Raw genomic sequence first — 15,510 nt, forward strand, 5'->3', positions numbered from 1 at the left:
GAATGTCTACTTCGCTTTTTGCTGTGTAAAAACGCGTACACCCTTTTTGTTACCCGTAACGATGTCGAGCAGGCCATCGCCGTTCAGGTCTTCGACCGTCACGTGCAGCCCTACACCCGAATTGTCATCAATATCGTGCCTGATCCACGTTGGCACTTTGCCGGGTTTATATTCAAACCATGAAATGAATGCAGGCTCGAATTCACCCGGGTCGTTTCCGTTGTGGGCGAAATAGCGTTTGCCGGTAATAAAATCGGGGTGCCCATCGCCGTTGATATCTGCAAGCGCCAGCCCGTGTGTCTGTGAAATGGTTTTGTCGATGTCGTGGTGAATCCAGACAGTCTGATCGCCTTCTTTCCTTTGCTCATGCCACCACATGCCGTAGTTGTGGGCAGAGGCGCTGAGTACGTCGTTCAGGCCATCGCCATTCAGGTCCAGCACGTACATTTGCGAACAATCCTGCCCCAGGTCAGCAGGGTGAAATTTCCAGTCCTCCTCTTTGGCATGTTTGGCTGGTCCTTCGGCGGGGCCTTCCCACCAGCCGCTTTTCACGATTACATCCTTGCGCCCGTCACCATTAATATCGCCATAGCCGATCCCGTGCGTGTACATGTGGGTGGAATTATTGGGGTCGTTGCTTATAATGTATTTCTCCCAGGTTGTATCGCCCTTTTTCGACGGGCATTTCAACCAGATTACCTTTTTCGCAGTCGGGTCGTTGCAAAGCAGGTCGAGGCGGCCGTCGCCATCGATGTCCACCAACTGAGGCGATTCATTCCCTACCGAAGAATAAATGATATGCATTGGCCAGTGACCTGGCTTGTTCTTGGGGTTTTCGTGCCAGGCGGCCGCTTTTCCCGGCCAATCGATACGGATAAGGTCGATCCAGCCATCCTGGTTCACGTCCATTGCAAAATCCAGGAACGAATCGCTATAACTGCCGTTGACGATGAATGAATCCGGCCTGGCCAGCTCGTGTGCTTTCCAGTCGGGCGCTTCGAACCAGTATGCACCCGAAAGAATATCTTTTTTCCCATCCTTGTTCACGTCGCCCATGGCAGCCCCCTCGGCAATAAACCGTTTGGTCAGTTCCGTTTTTTTGAAGCTGATCGCCGCTCCGTTCTTTGCTTTCGTTTGCGCGGACGCGGTAAAACCGCCAAATGCGATTATATGGGTCAGACAAAGCCACTTGAAAATTCTTCGGTTCAAAAGCATCAGTTTATGGGTTTAGATGATTACTCAAATATCATTTCACGCCCAGCAGGTAGTCCAGCAGCGCGTAGAAATCCTTTTCGGGAATGATATTCCGGAACTGGTCGGGCATTAACGTGTACCTGGAAGCCCTGTATTCTTTCATATCCCCCTTGGCCACCGAAAATTCCCGCCCGCCCATATCCGCGAACACCATTGTTTCACCTTCCGTCCTGCGGTAAAGGCCTGTAAGGGTCTGGTTATTTTTCAATGTAATATTATAAGTACGAAATGCCTCAGTTATATTCCTGTTGGGGTCAAGGATTTTTTGGGTTAATGCCTTGTGGCCCCAGTTTCCGATGCCGTCGAGCTGCGGCCCCACAAGCCCTCCCGAGCCCTGGATCTGATGACAGCCGCTACAATTCTGCACAAAAACCACCTTGCCTGCATCCGAGAATGTGGTAGCCGGCTTAAAATTCGCAATGCGCGCGTCGATTAGTTTCTGACGCTCTGCACGTTCGTTCGCACCCGCGGCGAGCAATTGCTCCATCTGCGCCCGCTGACTCGCATCCGCATTGTGGGTAAGCCGCTCCTGAACGGCGATCTCGCTTGCAATATCAGTTCCCAGTTCCTCATCCCGGAAAGCATTCAGCAAATAGCCTATTCCCTCCGAGGTATTCGCCAGCACCGAAGCAATAGCGATCTGAAGGTTTCTGGCGCCGCTTGCCAGTTGCCTTTTTAAAGTTTCATAAACGGAAGGCGAAGCAGCCTGTCCCATTGTAACCGCCAGCTTCTCGCGCAATACCGGCAACTCGGCGGGATCATTGAACACGTCCGCCAGCACGTCTACATTGCCTTTTGAATCGATATTCATCAATGCCCCGGCAGCCGCATTCCGCACGGTAAAGTCCATCCATTTTGCCCGCAAAACAGCCCGCAGCGCCGGTTGCAACGCACCGATGCGGTATTCGCCCGCGATTTCCGCTGCCGCTATTCTTTGTTCGGAAATAACGGAAGGTCCCTTTTCGGGAATGCTTACCACCGCTGGTTCAAATTGCCCGATGCCGACAGAACCAGTCCGGGAACTGTCCACAACTTCAATATAGCCCATTTGACCTGCATAGCCCGACAAATCGAACGTCGCTTTGCGGATAAGATCTTTGTATTCCATAGGTGCCGTATGATTGCTACGGTACGCCCCAACTACTTTTTCACTATCGGCCAACCTGATTTTCACTGAATTTTTCGACACGCCCGTTCGCTCCGGCCTGTTATGCACATCATTATCGAAAACATTCATTTTCAATGTTTCCGGTAACCTGAAAGGCACCGAATACAACGCCGACTGCGGTCCATAGCCTCCTTTTTCGCTTAATATGATGCGGAAAGGTGGCATGACATCCACCAGAAACCGCTCCGAAACCATCCACGAATTCACCGGATCGGCGTTCCTGGCGGCTTTTCTGATTTTCCAGGTTTCCGTTTCCTCCGAAATATCGTTTAAGAACTTCCCGGCCAACCGCTGCCCCCAGGCAACCATTTTCGGGCTGGGCAATGCACCGCTCTGCCGGATACCAGCCTGGATGGTCCGGTACAGCGAAAGTTGCTTATCGGGCTCACTTCCGAATTTCGCATCGATCAGATCGATCACTTTTTCGATCTGATACGGCGCTGCCAGGCGGCCGATGTATTCAAGATTATTCAAAAGGTCTTTTGGGGCCGGATCGTGCGTCAGCGTGTAGTGAAGAACAAATGATGCTCCGGCCGGCGATTCGACATCAAGCAATGCCCTGTTAAGCAGTTCCAGCTGACGATCGTTCCAATGCATCGCCGGAAGCCGCCACATCACGCTGGTATTTTTAAGGTTGTTCCGAATGCCCAGCAGGGCCGTGTAACGAAGGTGACTGTCTGTCTCCGGTGTTTTTTCATACAAATCCATCAATAACGGCAGGTTTTCGGGTCTCGGGAAATGCATCAGGACCTCCGCTGCGGTCCGTTGGATAAACGGGTCATTACTTTTCAATGCCGAGGTAACACGGCGGTAATGCGCCTCGGAAAGGGCACCGCGTTCGTTCAGAATGCGCAATGCGTGGATCTTTATGACCTGCTCGCGATGCTCCAGCGCATTGCCCAGCAGGCCGTCGTCAAGCGCTGCAAGCCGGTGCAATATCCATAATGCGTGCACATAGGAGGTCGGATCGGGAGCTTTGGCAGTTAAAACAGCCCTTACCGGACCAACCGCCTTTTCCTTCCACGTATCTACCAGCCTGTCGGCCACTTTCAACCGTGTGTTCAGTTGCGGATGTTTCAATCCTTCCAATAACTGATCGATCGTAGCCGTCGCCCAGTCGGTCACCGGGAGATTGTGGTGCGGTTCGGCACCTTTATATGTCACCTTCCAGATCCGGCCGCTTACCCTGTCGCGACCGGGGTGGTTCAAAGCGACTTCGTAATGTCCGATGATCCGGTTGTAAAAATCGGCGATATATAGGGCGCCATCCGGCCCTACCTTGATATCGACCGGCCTGAACCACGGGTCTTTGCTTACCAGAAACGGCTCTTCTTTCTTCGACGACGGCGTAGAACCATTGAAAGTAACTGTATTACGGTCGATACGGCAGGTGACCACATCGCCGGTAAAGAAACTATTCCGGTACTTTGCGGGATACTGCATTCCTGTGTAATAAACCAGCCCTGCCAGTGCGGTAGAGCCCAGGTCATAGGTCATCATAGCAGGTGCGAACCCAAGCCCGACGGGCGCCTTTTTTGCCAAAATGCGGGTACTCTCCACCAAAAATCAGCTGTGTAATAGGCTTTGTATGGCAATCGACCGAATACAAATATCCTCTTTCGTCATAAGCATAGCCAAACGGGTTCACACGCCCGAACGTAGTCTGTTCCACATGACTGCCATCCATTTTTACTCTGAAAGTATTTCCCGAATTCATCCTGACTGAATCGCCATCCGTTCCCGCCACAGCCGAAACATTGGAAAACCCGTGACAGGCATGCAACCAGCCGTCGTACCCGCGCACGAGGTTATTAACCATGCCGTGCGTATCCTTATGCCCGAAACCGCCTAACAGGATTTCCCGGCTGTCGGCCTTACCGTCGTTATCGATGTCTTTGAAATGGTAAAGATTGGGAATGCTGTATGCGATCGCACCGTCGGCTACGGGCATAATACCGATCGGAATATTGAGGTTGTCATCGAAATGCGTGAAAGTATCTGCCCGACCGTCGCCGTTCTTGTCTTCGAGGATTGTAATGCGGTCTTTTCCGTCGCCTTCGCCGGCCGCCATGGGGTATTCCGACGATTGTGTCACCCACAACCGGCCGCGGTCGTCGAATTCCATGTTCATCGGCTTGGTGATGTCAGGCTCTGAGGCGAAAAGCGTTACCTCGAAACCTTCCGGCAAAATAAAGCTGAGACGCTCTTCTTCCGGTGTTTTGAAACCTGCCGTACGGATATGCTCTGCATAAATGTCTGTGCCGGTCTGCCGGGGCACATTCGCGGCGCTAACATTCGGGCCGGACTTTTTAGGAGGTTTACAACTTTGCGAAGGAAACAGCAGAGAGGCCGTCAGCAATGACAGACCAATTCTGAAAGTAATTCGGAATGGCGGCATACGATCGGAAAGGGAAAAGCAGGGTTGAGGATTTCGTTGAATAGTATTGGTCAATAAACTCGCGCCGGGCACTATTTTACTATGATAGTGGGTATTATAATTGAAAAAAATCCGGGCTATGATGCCATCGCTGGCTGGCCATAGCCCGGAACACGCCGTATCAATATTTTACAAAATGTGTGCGTTCGGATGATCCGTCTAGATACTCGATTTTTAAAATGTAGTTGCCGGGTTTTAAGCTTGTCAGCTGCATATGTTTTTCTCCCGAAATTTCCGCTGAACGACGCTCCGCGATCACATTGCCACTCGCATTCATGACACTCATTTTGGCTACCTTCGACCAGTCCTTAACATCCATTTCAAGCCGGTCGGCAGCCGGGTTCGGAAACACCGACAATGCCTTTCCGTCCCACGAAACCTTCCTGAGCTGACTGAATGCGAAAGTCCCGTCGCGATCGACCATTTTCAGACGGTAATAATTGTTTCCGGCAATGGGCGCATTGTCCGAATAACCATAGTTATTCTGCACCTTGCTATCTCCCGCCGACTGAACACGGCCAAGAATTTTCCAGTCTTTTGCGTTGTGGCTGCGTTGGATTTCAAAAAAAGTCGCTGTTCGTTTCCGAAGACGTCTTCCAGCACAGCTGCACATTCCTTCCCTCCTTCTCCGCCTCGAATCCGACGAGCGTCACCGGCAATACGCTTTGCGCGTTCACGAGCGTGAGCAATCTGATATCCAGATCGGCTACATCCTTGGACACTAGATGCTTCCCCAAGTCGCGGGCACTACCCGACATTGTCACAAATCCCGACTCATCCGACCACGAATTCGCCAATTCCAACAGCGACTCCGCGTTCCCATTCAACTCCGCCGGATCATAAATCACGCCTACATTACCGCTGAAATTGATGGGATTGTTGAAAACATACTTCTTCTTAATACTCGCATTAGGATTTCCCGGCACAGCGGTGTGCTCTACCATGAGGGAATAGTTGTTGCTCAGGTTGAGGTCTTCGATGGGGTTCAACACCAGGCTGTCTACTGAAAAGGTGGTTCCGATTTTGACGTACAGGCTGTTGCCTGTTACAAACTGCGCCCTGACCGCGAGGCTTGTCACCGTCAGGAGCATGCATGATAACAAAGTCTTGCAATTCATAATTATTTATAATAGGTGTGAGTGAAAACTATTTCTTGGTTAGCAGTGTCCTGCTTTTTCTCGGACGGACCAATGCAAGCTGAGATTTGATACTTGCAACCTCGGCCCTCAGCGCGTCGTTCCTTTGCCGCAATTGCTCGGTGCGTTTAACCAATGCCTGAATGGCAATGAGATTAACCCCGTCAAAATCAGCCTGATTAATAGTTGTATCGTTACCAATCGTCCCATACGCATCGTGCCCGAATGCCTCGAAGAAATCCTGCGCCATCGGGCCGTAATGCCGAAAAATTTTAGGGTCCTGGCCTTTGTAGTTCCAGGAGGTCAACTTCGTAGCACCGATCTTTTTCAGAAAAGCCTCCCCGTCAACGGGCGAAAAATTCTCCTTCTTGTTAACATCGGATAATACCTGCCAGGAGTTACCACCGGCCTGCAACGTCATCCCGACCGTCTGATTATCGTTTGAAAACAACTGATACCCGCCTGCAAACCGCATGGATAGCTGGTTTTCCGCATTACTCTTCAACACCGCGCTTTTCGTGTTATCACCAAAAACGAAGGAGCCTTTTTTGCCGTCGGACGACACCATATTTCCCAATGCCACCGAATTGTCGCCACTTGCCGTAGCGGACACACCGTGCACAAATGAGTACGCACCCGACGCAATGGTGTTTTCACCACTGGCAAACGATGCTTTACCGGATGAGAGCGTTCTCAATCCCAATGCCGTGGCACCCAAGCCGGGAGCCGACACTTCAAAGCCGCTGGCAAATGAATAACTGCCGATCACCTGCGGATCCAGCCCACCGTTTCCGGTACGTTCACCCAACGAACGAAATGCCCCTTTGTCGTGAAACCATTTCATCTTATGCTCCACCGAATCGGGAAAACTAGGATCATAATATGGATTCGTTTCCGGCTTCATACGCTTACTGGTCGACAATATCGACCCATCATGAACATGCAGCAGTTCATTCGGTTGCGTGGTGCCCACTCCTACCTGCGCGAAACCTTTACCAGGCAAAACGACGAGCGCAACCGCTGCCAGCATACCTATATTCCACATTTGATGACGGAGGTCAGCAAAGAGATTCTTCATATTTTTTTAAAATAATAGTGTGAAAAATTTTTAATCTATTGGTAAACAGATCTATTTGCGAGCAATCACCACCTTCTGATAGGGCTCCGCCTGCCGCTTTCTAACCAGCGATAGCTTCGCCCGTAGCGTTTCCACCTCGGCTGCCAGCGCATCATTGCTCTTTTCAAGAGCATCAGTTTCGTGAATCAGCTGCTGGATAGCGACAAGCGTCACTCCGTCCAGGTCGGCCTGATTGATCGCCGTTTTTGAGCCGATCGTCCCAAATGCGTCCTTGCCGAATGCCTTGTAGAAATCCTGCGCCATGGGGCCGTAGTGCCGGAATGCCCTCGCATTCTGGCCTTTGTAATTCCAGGAAGTAAGCGGCATTTTTGAAATGCTTTGCAGAAATCGGTCACCGCGAACGGGAAGAAAATTCTCCTTTTTTCTGGCGTCCGACACCACTGTCCAGGCATTATTGCCAGACGAGAGGAGCACTCCTACGGTAATCGCGGCATTGGAATAGAACTCGTAACCGCCAGCAAAAACCGCTTTGAACTGGTGATCCGTAGTGCTTTGCGCATTGAAACTGCTGTGCCCAAAGATCATGCACCCGACCTGACTATTATTTTCAAGGTTGGTACCCATTGAAACGCAGTTTGGACCACTTGCAATGGTTGAATAACCCTGGGCAAACGTCAAATGATAGCCAGAAACCACTCCCCAGCCACTTGCAAAGGCACCCGTTTGTTCAGCATGGGCTCGCAACCCAAAAGATGAGCCGCCTGTTCCGCGCGCAATGTTATCATAACCTGCCGTGAAAGAAAACCTGCCTGAATTCAATGTATCAATGCCGACACTGTAAAAGCCCTTACCCAGAAACCGGACAGCGGCCTTATCATGCATCCATTTGAATGCGTGCTGCACGGAATCATCGTCATTATAAACCGGCGCATAAAACGGGCTGGTTTCTGGCGGCAATTTCGATGTAATCGAGAGTACCGTACCTCCATGAACGTGCATTTGCGCCTGGGGCACCTTCACGCCGATTCCCAACTGCGCCTGTGCCATTCCTGATAAAAGGCAACAAGTTGTAATCAGCGCAACCGTAAATTTCAACTGTTTCATCATAATGTGCGCTTTCATTTTTTACTAATCAAAACCCGCTTGTTCTTCGACCGCTTATTCCGGATGGACAATTGCGCCTTCACCTCTGCCAGTTCCGCCCGCAAGTCGCTGTTCACCTGATCCATCCTACGAATCAGCGCCTGAATTGCGACCAGGTTAACACCGTCGAAATCCGCCTGGTTGATCGTCGTATCGTTCCCGATCGTGCCGTACGCATCCTGCCCGAACGCCTTGTAAAAGTCCTGCGCCATGGGCCCGTAATGCCGGAATTGCTTCGGATCCTGGCCTTTATAGTTCCAGGAAGTCAGGTTCATTTTACTGATCTTTTGAAGGAAGTCTTCCCCGTTGACCGGGGCGAAGTTCTCTTTTTTATTGACGTCGGAGATAACCGACCACGCGTTGGAACCAGACGACAATTGTGCCCCTATATTTGCTGCATTGTTGGTAAATAACTTATATCCTCCTGAGAAGCCCATTATCATTTGATGATCCTTGTCGTTCGTCACTCCCGAGCCAAATACAAAAGATAAATAGTGACCGTTTGTAGAAACCTGATCACCAATTGCGACCGAATTAGTACCATTTGCCACAGCATTGGTACCAACAGCAAAATCGTTAGATGATATCGCATTAGCCTGAAACCCAGCCGCAAAAGCTGCCCTTCCCTGAGCAGATGACCTCAACCCGAAAACCGCGGCGCCAATACCAGAGGCAAAACTTTCAAAACCCGAGGTAAGAGAAAACTGGCCTGTATGCTGATTGAAAAATGTCGGGTCAAAAAATTGCGAATTCATTCCTCCTCCGAAACTCACCAGCGCGCTGCGATCCTGAAACCATTTCATAAAGTACCGAAGTGAGTCCGCTGTTGGATCGGACCCATAAAACGGGCTTTCTGTAGAATCGATAACCGGACTAGTGACAAGAAACGAACCTTTCTCAACATGCAATTTCTCCACCGGCGTTTCCGTGCCTATACCCACCTGGGCAAAGGCCAAGTTCCCAGACAAACCGAGAACTAACGCTCCCCAGATTACCCATTTTAGATTTCTTAATTTTTCCATCGTGCGTGATTTGTAAAAGTTTGACATTGAACATCTTTAAAATGCCCGAATGTCAATCAATTGCATTAGAATCACACTGATCGATAGCCGAATGGCACATTACGATTATTTACCGGAATCACGGCTTATACCGGTAATTCCCCCGCCCCGCTGGCGCCGCATCCCCGCTCAGCCAAAAATCCATCACATCGCCGTCATGCTGCATATTATCACTCCATTTGAATTCAAAATCCGGCTCGCCCGAAATGCCCAGCATGGTTTTGGGAACCTTTAATTCCAGCTTGTTTCCTGAAACAGAATAGTCGATTTCTCCTGCCTTTTGCCAGTTCCACGCAGCATCGGTTTTCTCGACAATGGCTTTCTCCCCAGGGTTAATGCGGTTTATAATCACATCATAACCCTCCCAACCCGTGTTCTTGTCGCGATCGGTGTTGATAAAAAGCCGCATCCAACCCGGATCGGTGCGCGGACTAAGCGGTTCGGCTGTTTCTGCGTAGAAATAGATATTGTCCCGATCCCGCGCGACTTTGGCGCTGACAATGTCATTTCGACCGGTACTATTCCGGTATACCATGCTTCCCCAACCCGGACTGTTCCGATGGACGGTGCTGCCTTTATGGGCGTTGAACGCCGGTGAGATATCCTCCCATTCTTTAAACTGCCCATCGATTTTAACTGTGACCGGGGCAGAAACCGGCTGGCGTGGCGGCAAACCTTTGAAACGGCGGATGTTGGCAACCATCTGATAATAGTAATTATCTCCGTGCCCGCCTTTCATCGGCTCGATATCCCGGCTTCCCTCCTGATCGAACTCGTCGGGGAATGCATTGGTCTGCTGCTGCCAGACGTCGTATCGCCCGGCGATCCATTCATTCCAGCCCGTGATAAAGACGAGTTCCGGGTTGATTTCCAATGCGCGGTCCCATTGTTCCTGAAAGTTATGGCCATAATTGACAGCCCCCGGTTCGGTGATATGCCCCTTTGCGTGGGTATAGCTGCGCCCGAACGAACCGGTCGCATTCAACGCGGTGAGGCCGCGCTCTTTGGTCCAGTTCTGAGCGACGCCTACCGTAGCCTGCTCAAAACTGCCATCGGCATTCTTTTTAAAACCATGCTGTGGATAAATTTCCAGCCAACCCCAGTGATCGGGTTTTTCAGGGCCCTTATTGTACACCGGCTGCCCGGGCCGGAATGTGAAGAATTCACGCATTTCCTTTTCGAGCTCCGGTTGGGATGGCTGACCTTTGATGGTTTCGGTAAATGCGGGATCGGCCATGATGAATGGCTTTCCCTTCCATTGAAACCATAAATCCTTGTATTTACCCGGCTTATAAAGGTCCCGGTAAATTTCACGGATGATCTCTTTCCCGCCGTCGCTTACCCAAAATGGGAGCATAAATGCAATCTGCGGGGTTTTGACGCCGTCCTTTCGGGCCTGGGTGAATACCTCACAAAGTTTCATGTACGACTCCTTCCAGGTGATATTGCCATTGGTACAATCAAAAATGATCATATCCACGCCTGCATCGGCGAGCATTTCGGCGTGCTTGCGCAATACCCATTCGTCAGTGTCGATGTAATACCCAAACAACGGTTCTGCCCAGAACCACGGACTATTCCGCTTCGGCCAGATCGGGTTTTTGAAATCATGAATGGCCTTCGGATCGCGGACCAGATATTCGGTGACATTCAATGGCGGATTGTTCTTCGCCTGCTGCGTATGCCATGTCCAGTAGAACAGGCCCACGAATTTGCCCTTTTTCAAATCGCCGGCCTGCTCCCGGTCTGGCAGCCTGCGACCGACCGCGTCGGTAGCCGTGACGTCGGAAGAGTAGTTTTGGGCAAATGTATTCGTAATGAAATGCCCTGAAAGGCAAATCCACAAAAGAGAGAAGTATTTCAAATTCATGGTACTGTAAATTAATCGATATTATCCCGGTGCGCTGCACCTTCCGTGGCGCGTATATACTTTGTCACGATCTTTCGGTCTACAAATATTGCGGTGCGCGGCACCTTTCGTGGCGCGTGTATACTTTGTCACGATCTTTCGATCTACAAATATTGCGGTGCGCGGCACCTTTCGTGGCGCGTGTATACTTTGTCACGATCTTTCGATCTACAAATGTTGCGGTGCGCTGCACCTTTCGTGGCGCGTATATACCTTGTCACGATCTTTCGGTCTACAAATATTGCGGTGCGCGGCACCTTTCGTGGCGCGTGTATACTTTGTCACGATCTTTCGGTCTACAAATATTGCGGTGCGCGGCACCTTTGGTGGCGCGTGTATACTTTGTCACGATCTTTCGGTCTACAAATATTGCGGTGCGCGGCACCTTTGGTGGCGCGTGTATACTTTGTCACGATCTTTCGGTCTACAAATATTGCGGTGCGCGGCACCTTTCGTGGCGTGTGTATACTTTGTCACGATCTTTCGATCTACAAATGTTGCGGTGCGCTGCACCTTTCGTGGCGTGTGTATACTTTGTCACGATCTTTCGGTCTACAAATATTGCGGTGCACGGCACCTTCCGTGGCGCGTATATACTTTGTCACGATCTTTCGGTCTACAAATATTGCGGTGCGCGGCACCTCCTATGGGCGCGCATATGCCCTGCTACCGCAGCCGCGACGAGGGGCGGAGCCCCGTAATATTTGTAGACATCGATTGGCACCTGCCCCGTTCAGGTGCAGCGCACCGTAACATTGCGCCAGGGTGTCCATATCAAAAAATCATTGATTCACTATAAAATTGAACCGCCCGCCGGGGGCCGCGTCCCCGTTCACATACCAGTCGAGCGGGTTGCCGTCTTCCTGCATGTTATCCAACCATTTGAATTCCATATTCAGCGGTGTTTTCAAACTGGCAAGAAAAGCGCGCGGTATAGTCACCATCATCCGGTTACCTTGCACCTGGTAAGCGACTTTCTTAACATCGTGCCAGTTTCCGGCGCGGTACTGCTGTAAAGTATTGCCGGCCACAACGCGGTAATCATAACCTTTCCAGCCGGTGGTGGCCCTACGATCGGTGTCCAGGTAAAGGCGCATCCAGTTATCGCCGGAATTGGGAGTGATTTCAGTGGTGGTCTGAGCGTAGAAATAGAGGTTTTTGCTGTCGTGCGCGACTTTTATAAGGTCGAAGTCGTTCCGGCCGGTTTTGTTTACGTAGGTGTGTGCGGGTTCGGTTTGCGCGCCGGGATGGTTGCGGTGCTGCGTATCGCCCGTGTAATCGCGGTAGGTCGTGACCACCTCGTTCCAGTCATCCAGTGTCCTGATCGTTCTGGCCTGGCCGAGCGCGGGATTGGCTTCCACGCCTTTGTAGCGGCGAACATTAGCCACCAGCTGCATATAATAATGGTCCTTCAAACCGGCCGTCAACGACGGTTCGATATCGCGGCTGTACTCCGGACTTGCCTGGTCGCAAAACCAGGAATGCTCGGGATTCTTGTCGTGGCTCGGGAATTTGCCGGCGATCCATTCGTTCCAGCCCGTCACATAAATGAACGGCGTATTCTGCCTGATGGCGTAATCCCATTGCTCCTGCACATTGTAGCCGTAAACAATGTCTTTTTTGGGATCGCCGTGCGAGCCGTTCCGGTAACTTCGGCCCCAGTTGTCCATATTACCATAAAACGCCGAGCCACCCATACCTGCCGTGGGGTTCGGATGCTGGGCCACGGATACGTTGATAATCTCGCCCTCTCCTTTTGAATTGTAATGCACCTTCTGCGGCCGGGTAAACGAAATCCACGGCCACCCATTCACTTTCTGCTTTTCGGTGGGCCATTGCGACTCGCGGAATGTGAAAAAGGATTCGAAGTTCCTGCCTCTGGCTTCACCTGTGATGCCGATGATGAGCGGTTTGCCATCCAGCATATACCAGCAGTCGGGATGGCGGTAGGGTGCGCCTTCCTTGTAAAACATATCATAGGCCTCCTGCATCGTTTCACCGGATTGTGTATTGGTATAAAACACGATTTTCGGTGCCTTGCGCCCTTGTGCCCGCACGGCGTCCATGGCTTTCATGAGCACGTCTGCCTGCTTGGGGTAAGTCAGGCGGTTGGTCGCATCGATGACGAGAAAATCCACGCCTGCGTCGGTAAGCAGCTGGATACTGCGCAAATGCACCCAATAGTCATCGGCTTTGTAATATCCGTAAATAGGCTGGCCCCAGTAATACATGCCCACGTTCTTCGGATCGCCGCCCCAGTGCGGGTTGTCGAAGTCTTCCAGTACTTCCGGGTGTTTCGAAACAATTTCACTCAAATCCCATGCCCTGGCCGGGGCCACATCGTGCCACAGGAAGTAGAACATACCGACCTGCCGGTTGACTTTCGGGTCACCCACCGCGTCGTTTTGCGGCAAAGTACGCCCGAGGTCGTCCGTACCCGCAAGCGGCTGTGCCTGCGTGGTACGGCTCATAAACCAAAGAATAATGAAGAGATATAGCGTTATGTTCCTGTTCATTGCATTTAGCTTTTACTGAAAAATCGATGGCTCAATCCAGCCAGCCGGGATTCTGCCAATTGGCACCGGAAAGCCCGATGATCTTGTCGACTTCCCTCTGGTCGATCGGGTACATGAGGTATTTGTCCGAGAATGCATTCCTGTTCTGGAATTTGAAGCGTTTGTAAACGAAGTTGGGGCCGCTTTTGGTAATACGCATGCCGGTAACAAAGCGGTCGGTCTGATCGAGGATTTTCCAGCGGCGGACATCGAAAAAGCGGTGTTCTTCAAATGCCAGCTCGATACGCCGCTCGTTGCGGTATTTTTTTTCGAATGCCTCCTTGCTCATGCCCGTCGGGAAGCCTGGCATTCCCGCCCGCGAACGCACCGCATTGACGGCGTCCCGCGCCGACATCGAAAAGTTACCCGCCTTCACGGCCACGTCCGGTCCCGCCGACTGGTAGGCCGACTCCGCGAAATTCAAATACAGCTCCGCCAGCCTCAGCAGACGAATCCCACCGTCGGCATTGTTGTTCTGGCCCGAACGAAAGTTGTTGAATTTACGCAGGTAATAGCCCGTTCGGGTATGTTTCCGGTTGATATCCGAAATCTCCTCCGCTCCTCCCACAAAAGTCTCTATCTTTTTGCCATTCGGCTGGTCGAGATTGCGGACTGCGCCATTATAATAAATCGAAGCATAAAAACGAGGATCGCGGCCGGTGTACGGGTCGTCTTCCTTGTAACCGGATTTGGCATTGATAACAGGAACCGTCCTATTCGCATCGGAATAGCCTGTAATCGGCGCCTCGCCGTTAGCCATTTCGTAGGCATCGACGAGGTCCTGTGTCGGGCATGGACCTGTGCGTTCCATACCCGGATTGGTGGGCATCCCTGCATATCGCCACACCTGCATATTGTCCCCGACATGGTAAATCGTTTCCTTGTCGGTAGCCCGCTGGTCGTTGGAACTGGTAAAGAAATACAATGCGTAAGCATTCTGGGCAATGTTGGCGGCCGGCTTTTCGTCAAAAAGCCGGTAGCCGTTCGCAAGGCACTGCGACAACGCCTCGGCATTGATCTCCGTCGCCTTCGCCCAGGTATACGTGCCGTCGCTCCAGAGCGGAGAAGCTGCATAGGTAACCGCCTGACTTTTGATCGCGTAAGCCACGGCCCGCGTCACGATTCCGTATTGATTGTCATAAATTTCCCACGGAAGTCCGTCCCGTGTCGCGGGGTACGACAATGCCTTGTCACAATCCGACAGAATGAATGTAACCACCTCCGAGAAGGTCGCGCGCTTGTCGGTCGAAAAATCGTGGTCGATTTCGAGCGGCTTGTCGAAAATCGGAACCCCGCCATAGCGCTTGATGAGTTGCAGGTAATACAACGCCCTCAGCGTATGGGCCTGTGCGGTCCATGCATTCTTCTCGCCTTCGCTCGCGTACACGGGAGCAGTTTTAATATTCTCGATAAACACATTGCATCGGCGGATCGCCTGGTACAGATCTCCCCAGGGATTGCCGTCGGCGGAGTTCTCTTTATAGGTCGTGGAGGTAACGTTGCCGCCATACCAGACGATGTACCGCGAGCCCGGGGTAATATCGTCGGCATCCTGGGCTTCGTCCGTGAAAGAGGCGCGGTCCATGTAAGGCTTGGGTACAGAGCCATAGCACGAGTTGAGGTAACCACGGGTGCGGTTATAGTCGCTGAAAACCTGGTCCATAGTAATGCGGCCGTCGGTGGGCAGGTCGAGCTGCTCGTTGCAGGCCGTCAGCATGCCCGAAATTGCCGAAGTCAGCAGAAGGAATTTATATTTTTTCATATTCAAA

General features: G+C 51.6%; 11 protein-coding genes. All 11 read right to left on the reverse strand.

Annotation, left to right across the window (positions count from 1 at the left end):
- Positions 1-6: 6 nt before the first annotated feature.
- The 11 genes from ABV298_RS10045 to ABV298_RS10095 all read right to left on the reverse strand — a co-directional run bounded on the left by ABV298_RS10045 (position 7) and on the right by ABV298_RS10095 (position 15,503).
- Positions 7-1,215 carry a VCBS repeat-containing protein gene (locus ABV298_RS10045; RefSeq protein ID WP_353721991.1) on the reverse strand — a complete coding sequence of 403 codons (1,209 nt, stop codon included), beginning with the start codon at positions 1,213-1,215 and terminating at the stop codon, positions 7-9.
- A gap of 31 nt (positions 1,216-1,246) precedes the next feature.
- A complete protein-coding gene (locus ABV298_RS10050) occupies positions 1,247-3,982 on the reverse strand; it encodes a c-type cytochrome (RefSeq protein WP_353723165.1) in 2,736 nt (911 codons plus the stop codon).
- Positions 3,909-4,820, reverse strand: a complete 912-nt coding sequence (locus ABV298_RS10055) for a PVC-type heme-binding CxxCH protein (protein WP_353721992.1) — start codon at positions 4,818-4,820, stop codon at positions 3,909-3,911. The genes ABV298_RS10050 and ABV298_RS10055 overlap by 74 nt, the downstream gene beginning before the upstream one ends.
- Positions 4,821-4,980: 160 nt before the next feature.
- On the reverse strand, positions 4,981-5,349 hold the full coding sequence (locus ABV298_RS10060) for a T9SS type A sorting domain-containing protein (RefSeq protein ID WP_353721993.1): 369 nt from the start codon (positions 5,347-5,349) through the stop codon (positions 4,981-4,983).
- Between the two features lie 70 nt (positions 5,350-5,419).
- Entirely contained in the window at positions 5,420-5,950 is a 531-nt protein-coding gene (locus ABV298_RS10065) for a hypothetical protein (RefSeq protein WP_353721994.1), read from the reverse strand.
- Between the two features lie 55 nt (positions 5,951-6,005).
- A complete protein-coding gene (locus ABV298_RS10070; RefSeq protein WP_353721995.1) occupies positions 6,006-7,073 on the reverse strand; it encodes a tail fiber domain-containing protein in 1,068 nt (355 codons plus the stop codon).
- A gap of 51 nt (positions 7,074-7,124) precedes the next feature.
- Positions 7,125-8,195, reverse strand: a complete 1,071-nt coding sequence (locus ABV298_RS10075) for a tail fiber domain-containing protein (protein WP_353721996.1) — start codon at positions 8,193-8,195, stop codon at positions 7,125-7,127.
- Positions 8,192-9,238: a tail fiber domain-containing protein gene (locus ABV298_RS10080; RefSeq protein ID WP_353721997.1), complete on the reverse strand. Its 1,047-nt coding sequence runs from the start codon at positions 9,236-9,238 to the stop codon at positions 8,192-8,194. Before ABV298_RS10080 ends, ABV298_RS10075 begins: the two co-directional genes overlap by 4 nt.
- A gap of 118 nt (positions 9,239-9,356) precedes the next feature.
- A complete protein-coding gene (locus ABV298_RS10085; RefSeq protein ID WP_353721998.1) occupies positions 9,357-11,147 on the reverse strand; it encodes a hypothetical protein in 1,791 nt (596 codons plus the stop codon).
- Positions 11,148-11,968: 821 nt separating this feature from the next.
- Positions 11,969-13,702, reverse strand: coding sequence for a hypothetical protein (locus ABV298_RS10090; RefSeq protein ID WP_353721999.1), 1,734 nt, complete (start codon positions 13,700-13,702; stop codon positions 11,969-11,971).
- A 31-nt stretch (positions 13,703-13,733) separates the two neighbouring features.
- Positions 13,734-15,503, reverse strand: a complete 1,770-nt coding sequence (locus tag ABV298_RS10095) for a RagB/SusD family nutrient uptake outer membrane protein (protein ID WP_353722000.1) — start codon at positions 15,501-15,503, stop codon at positions 13,734-13,736.
- Positions 15,504-15,510: the final 7 nt, after the last annotated feature.

Origin of the sequence: Dyadobacter sp. 676 (assembly GCF_040448675.1) — a bacterium.
Taxonomy (GTDB): domain Bacteria; phylum Bacteroidota; class Bacteroidia; order Cytophagales; family Spirosomataceae; genus Dyadobacter.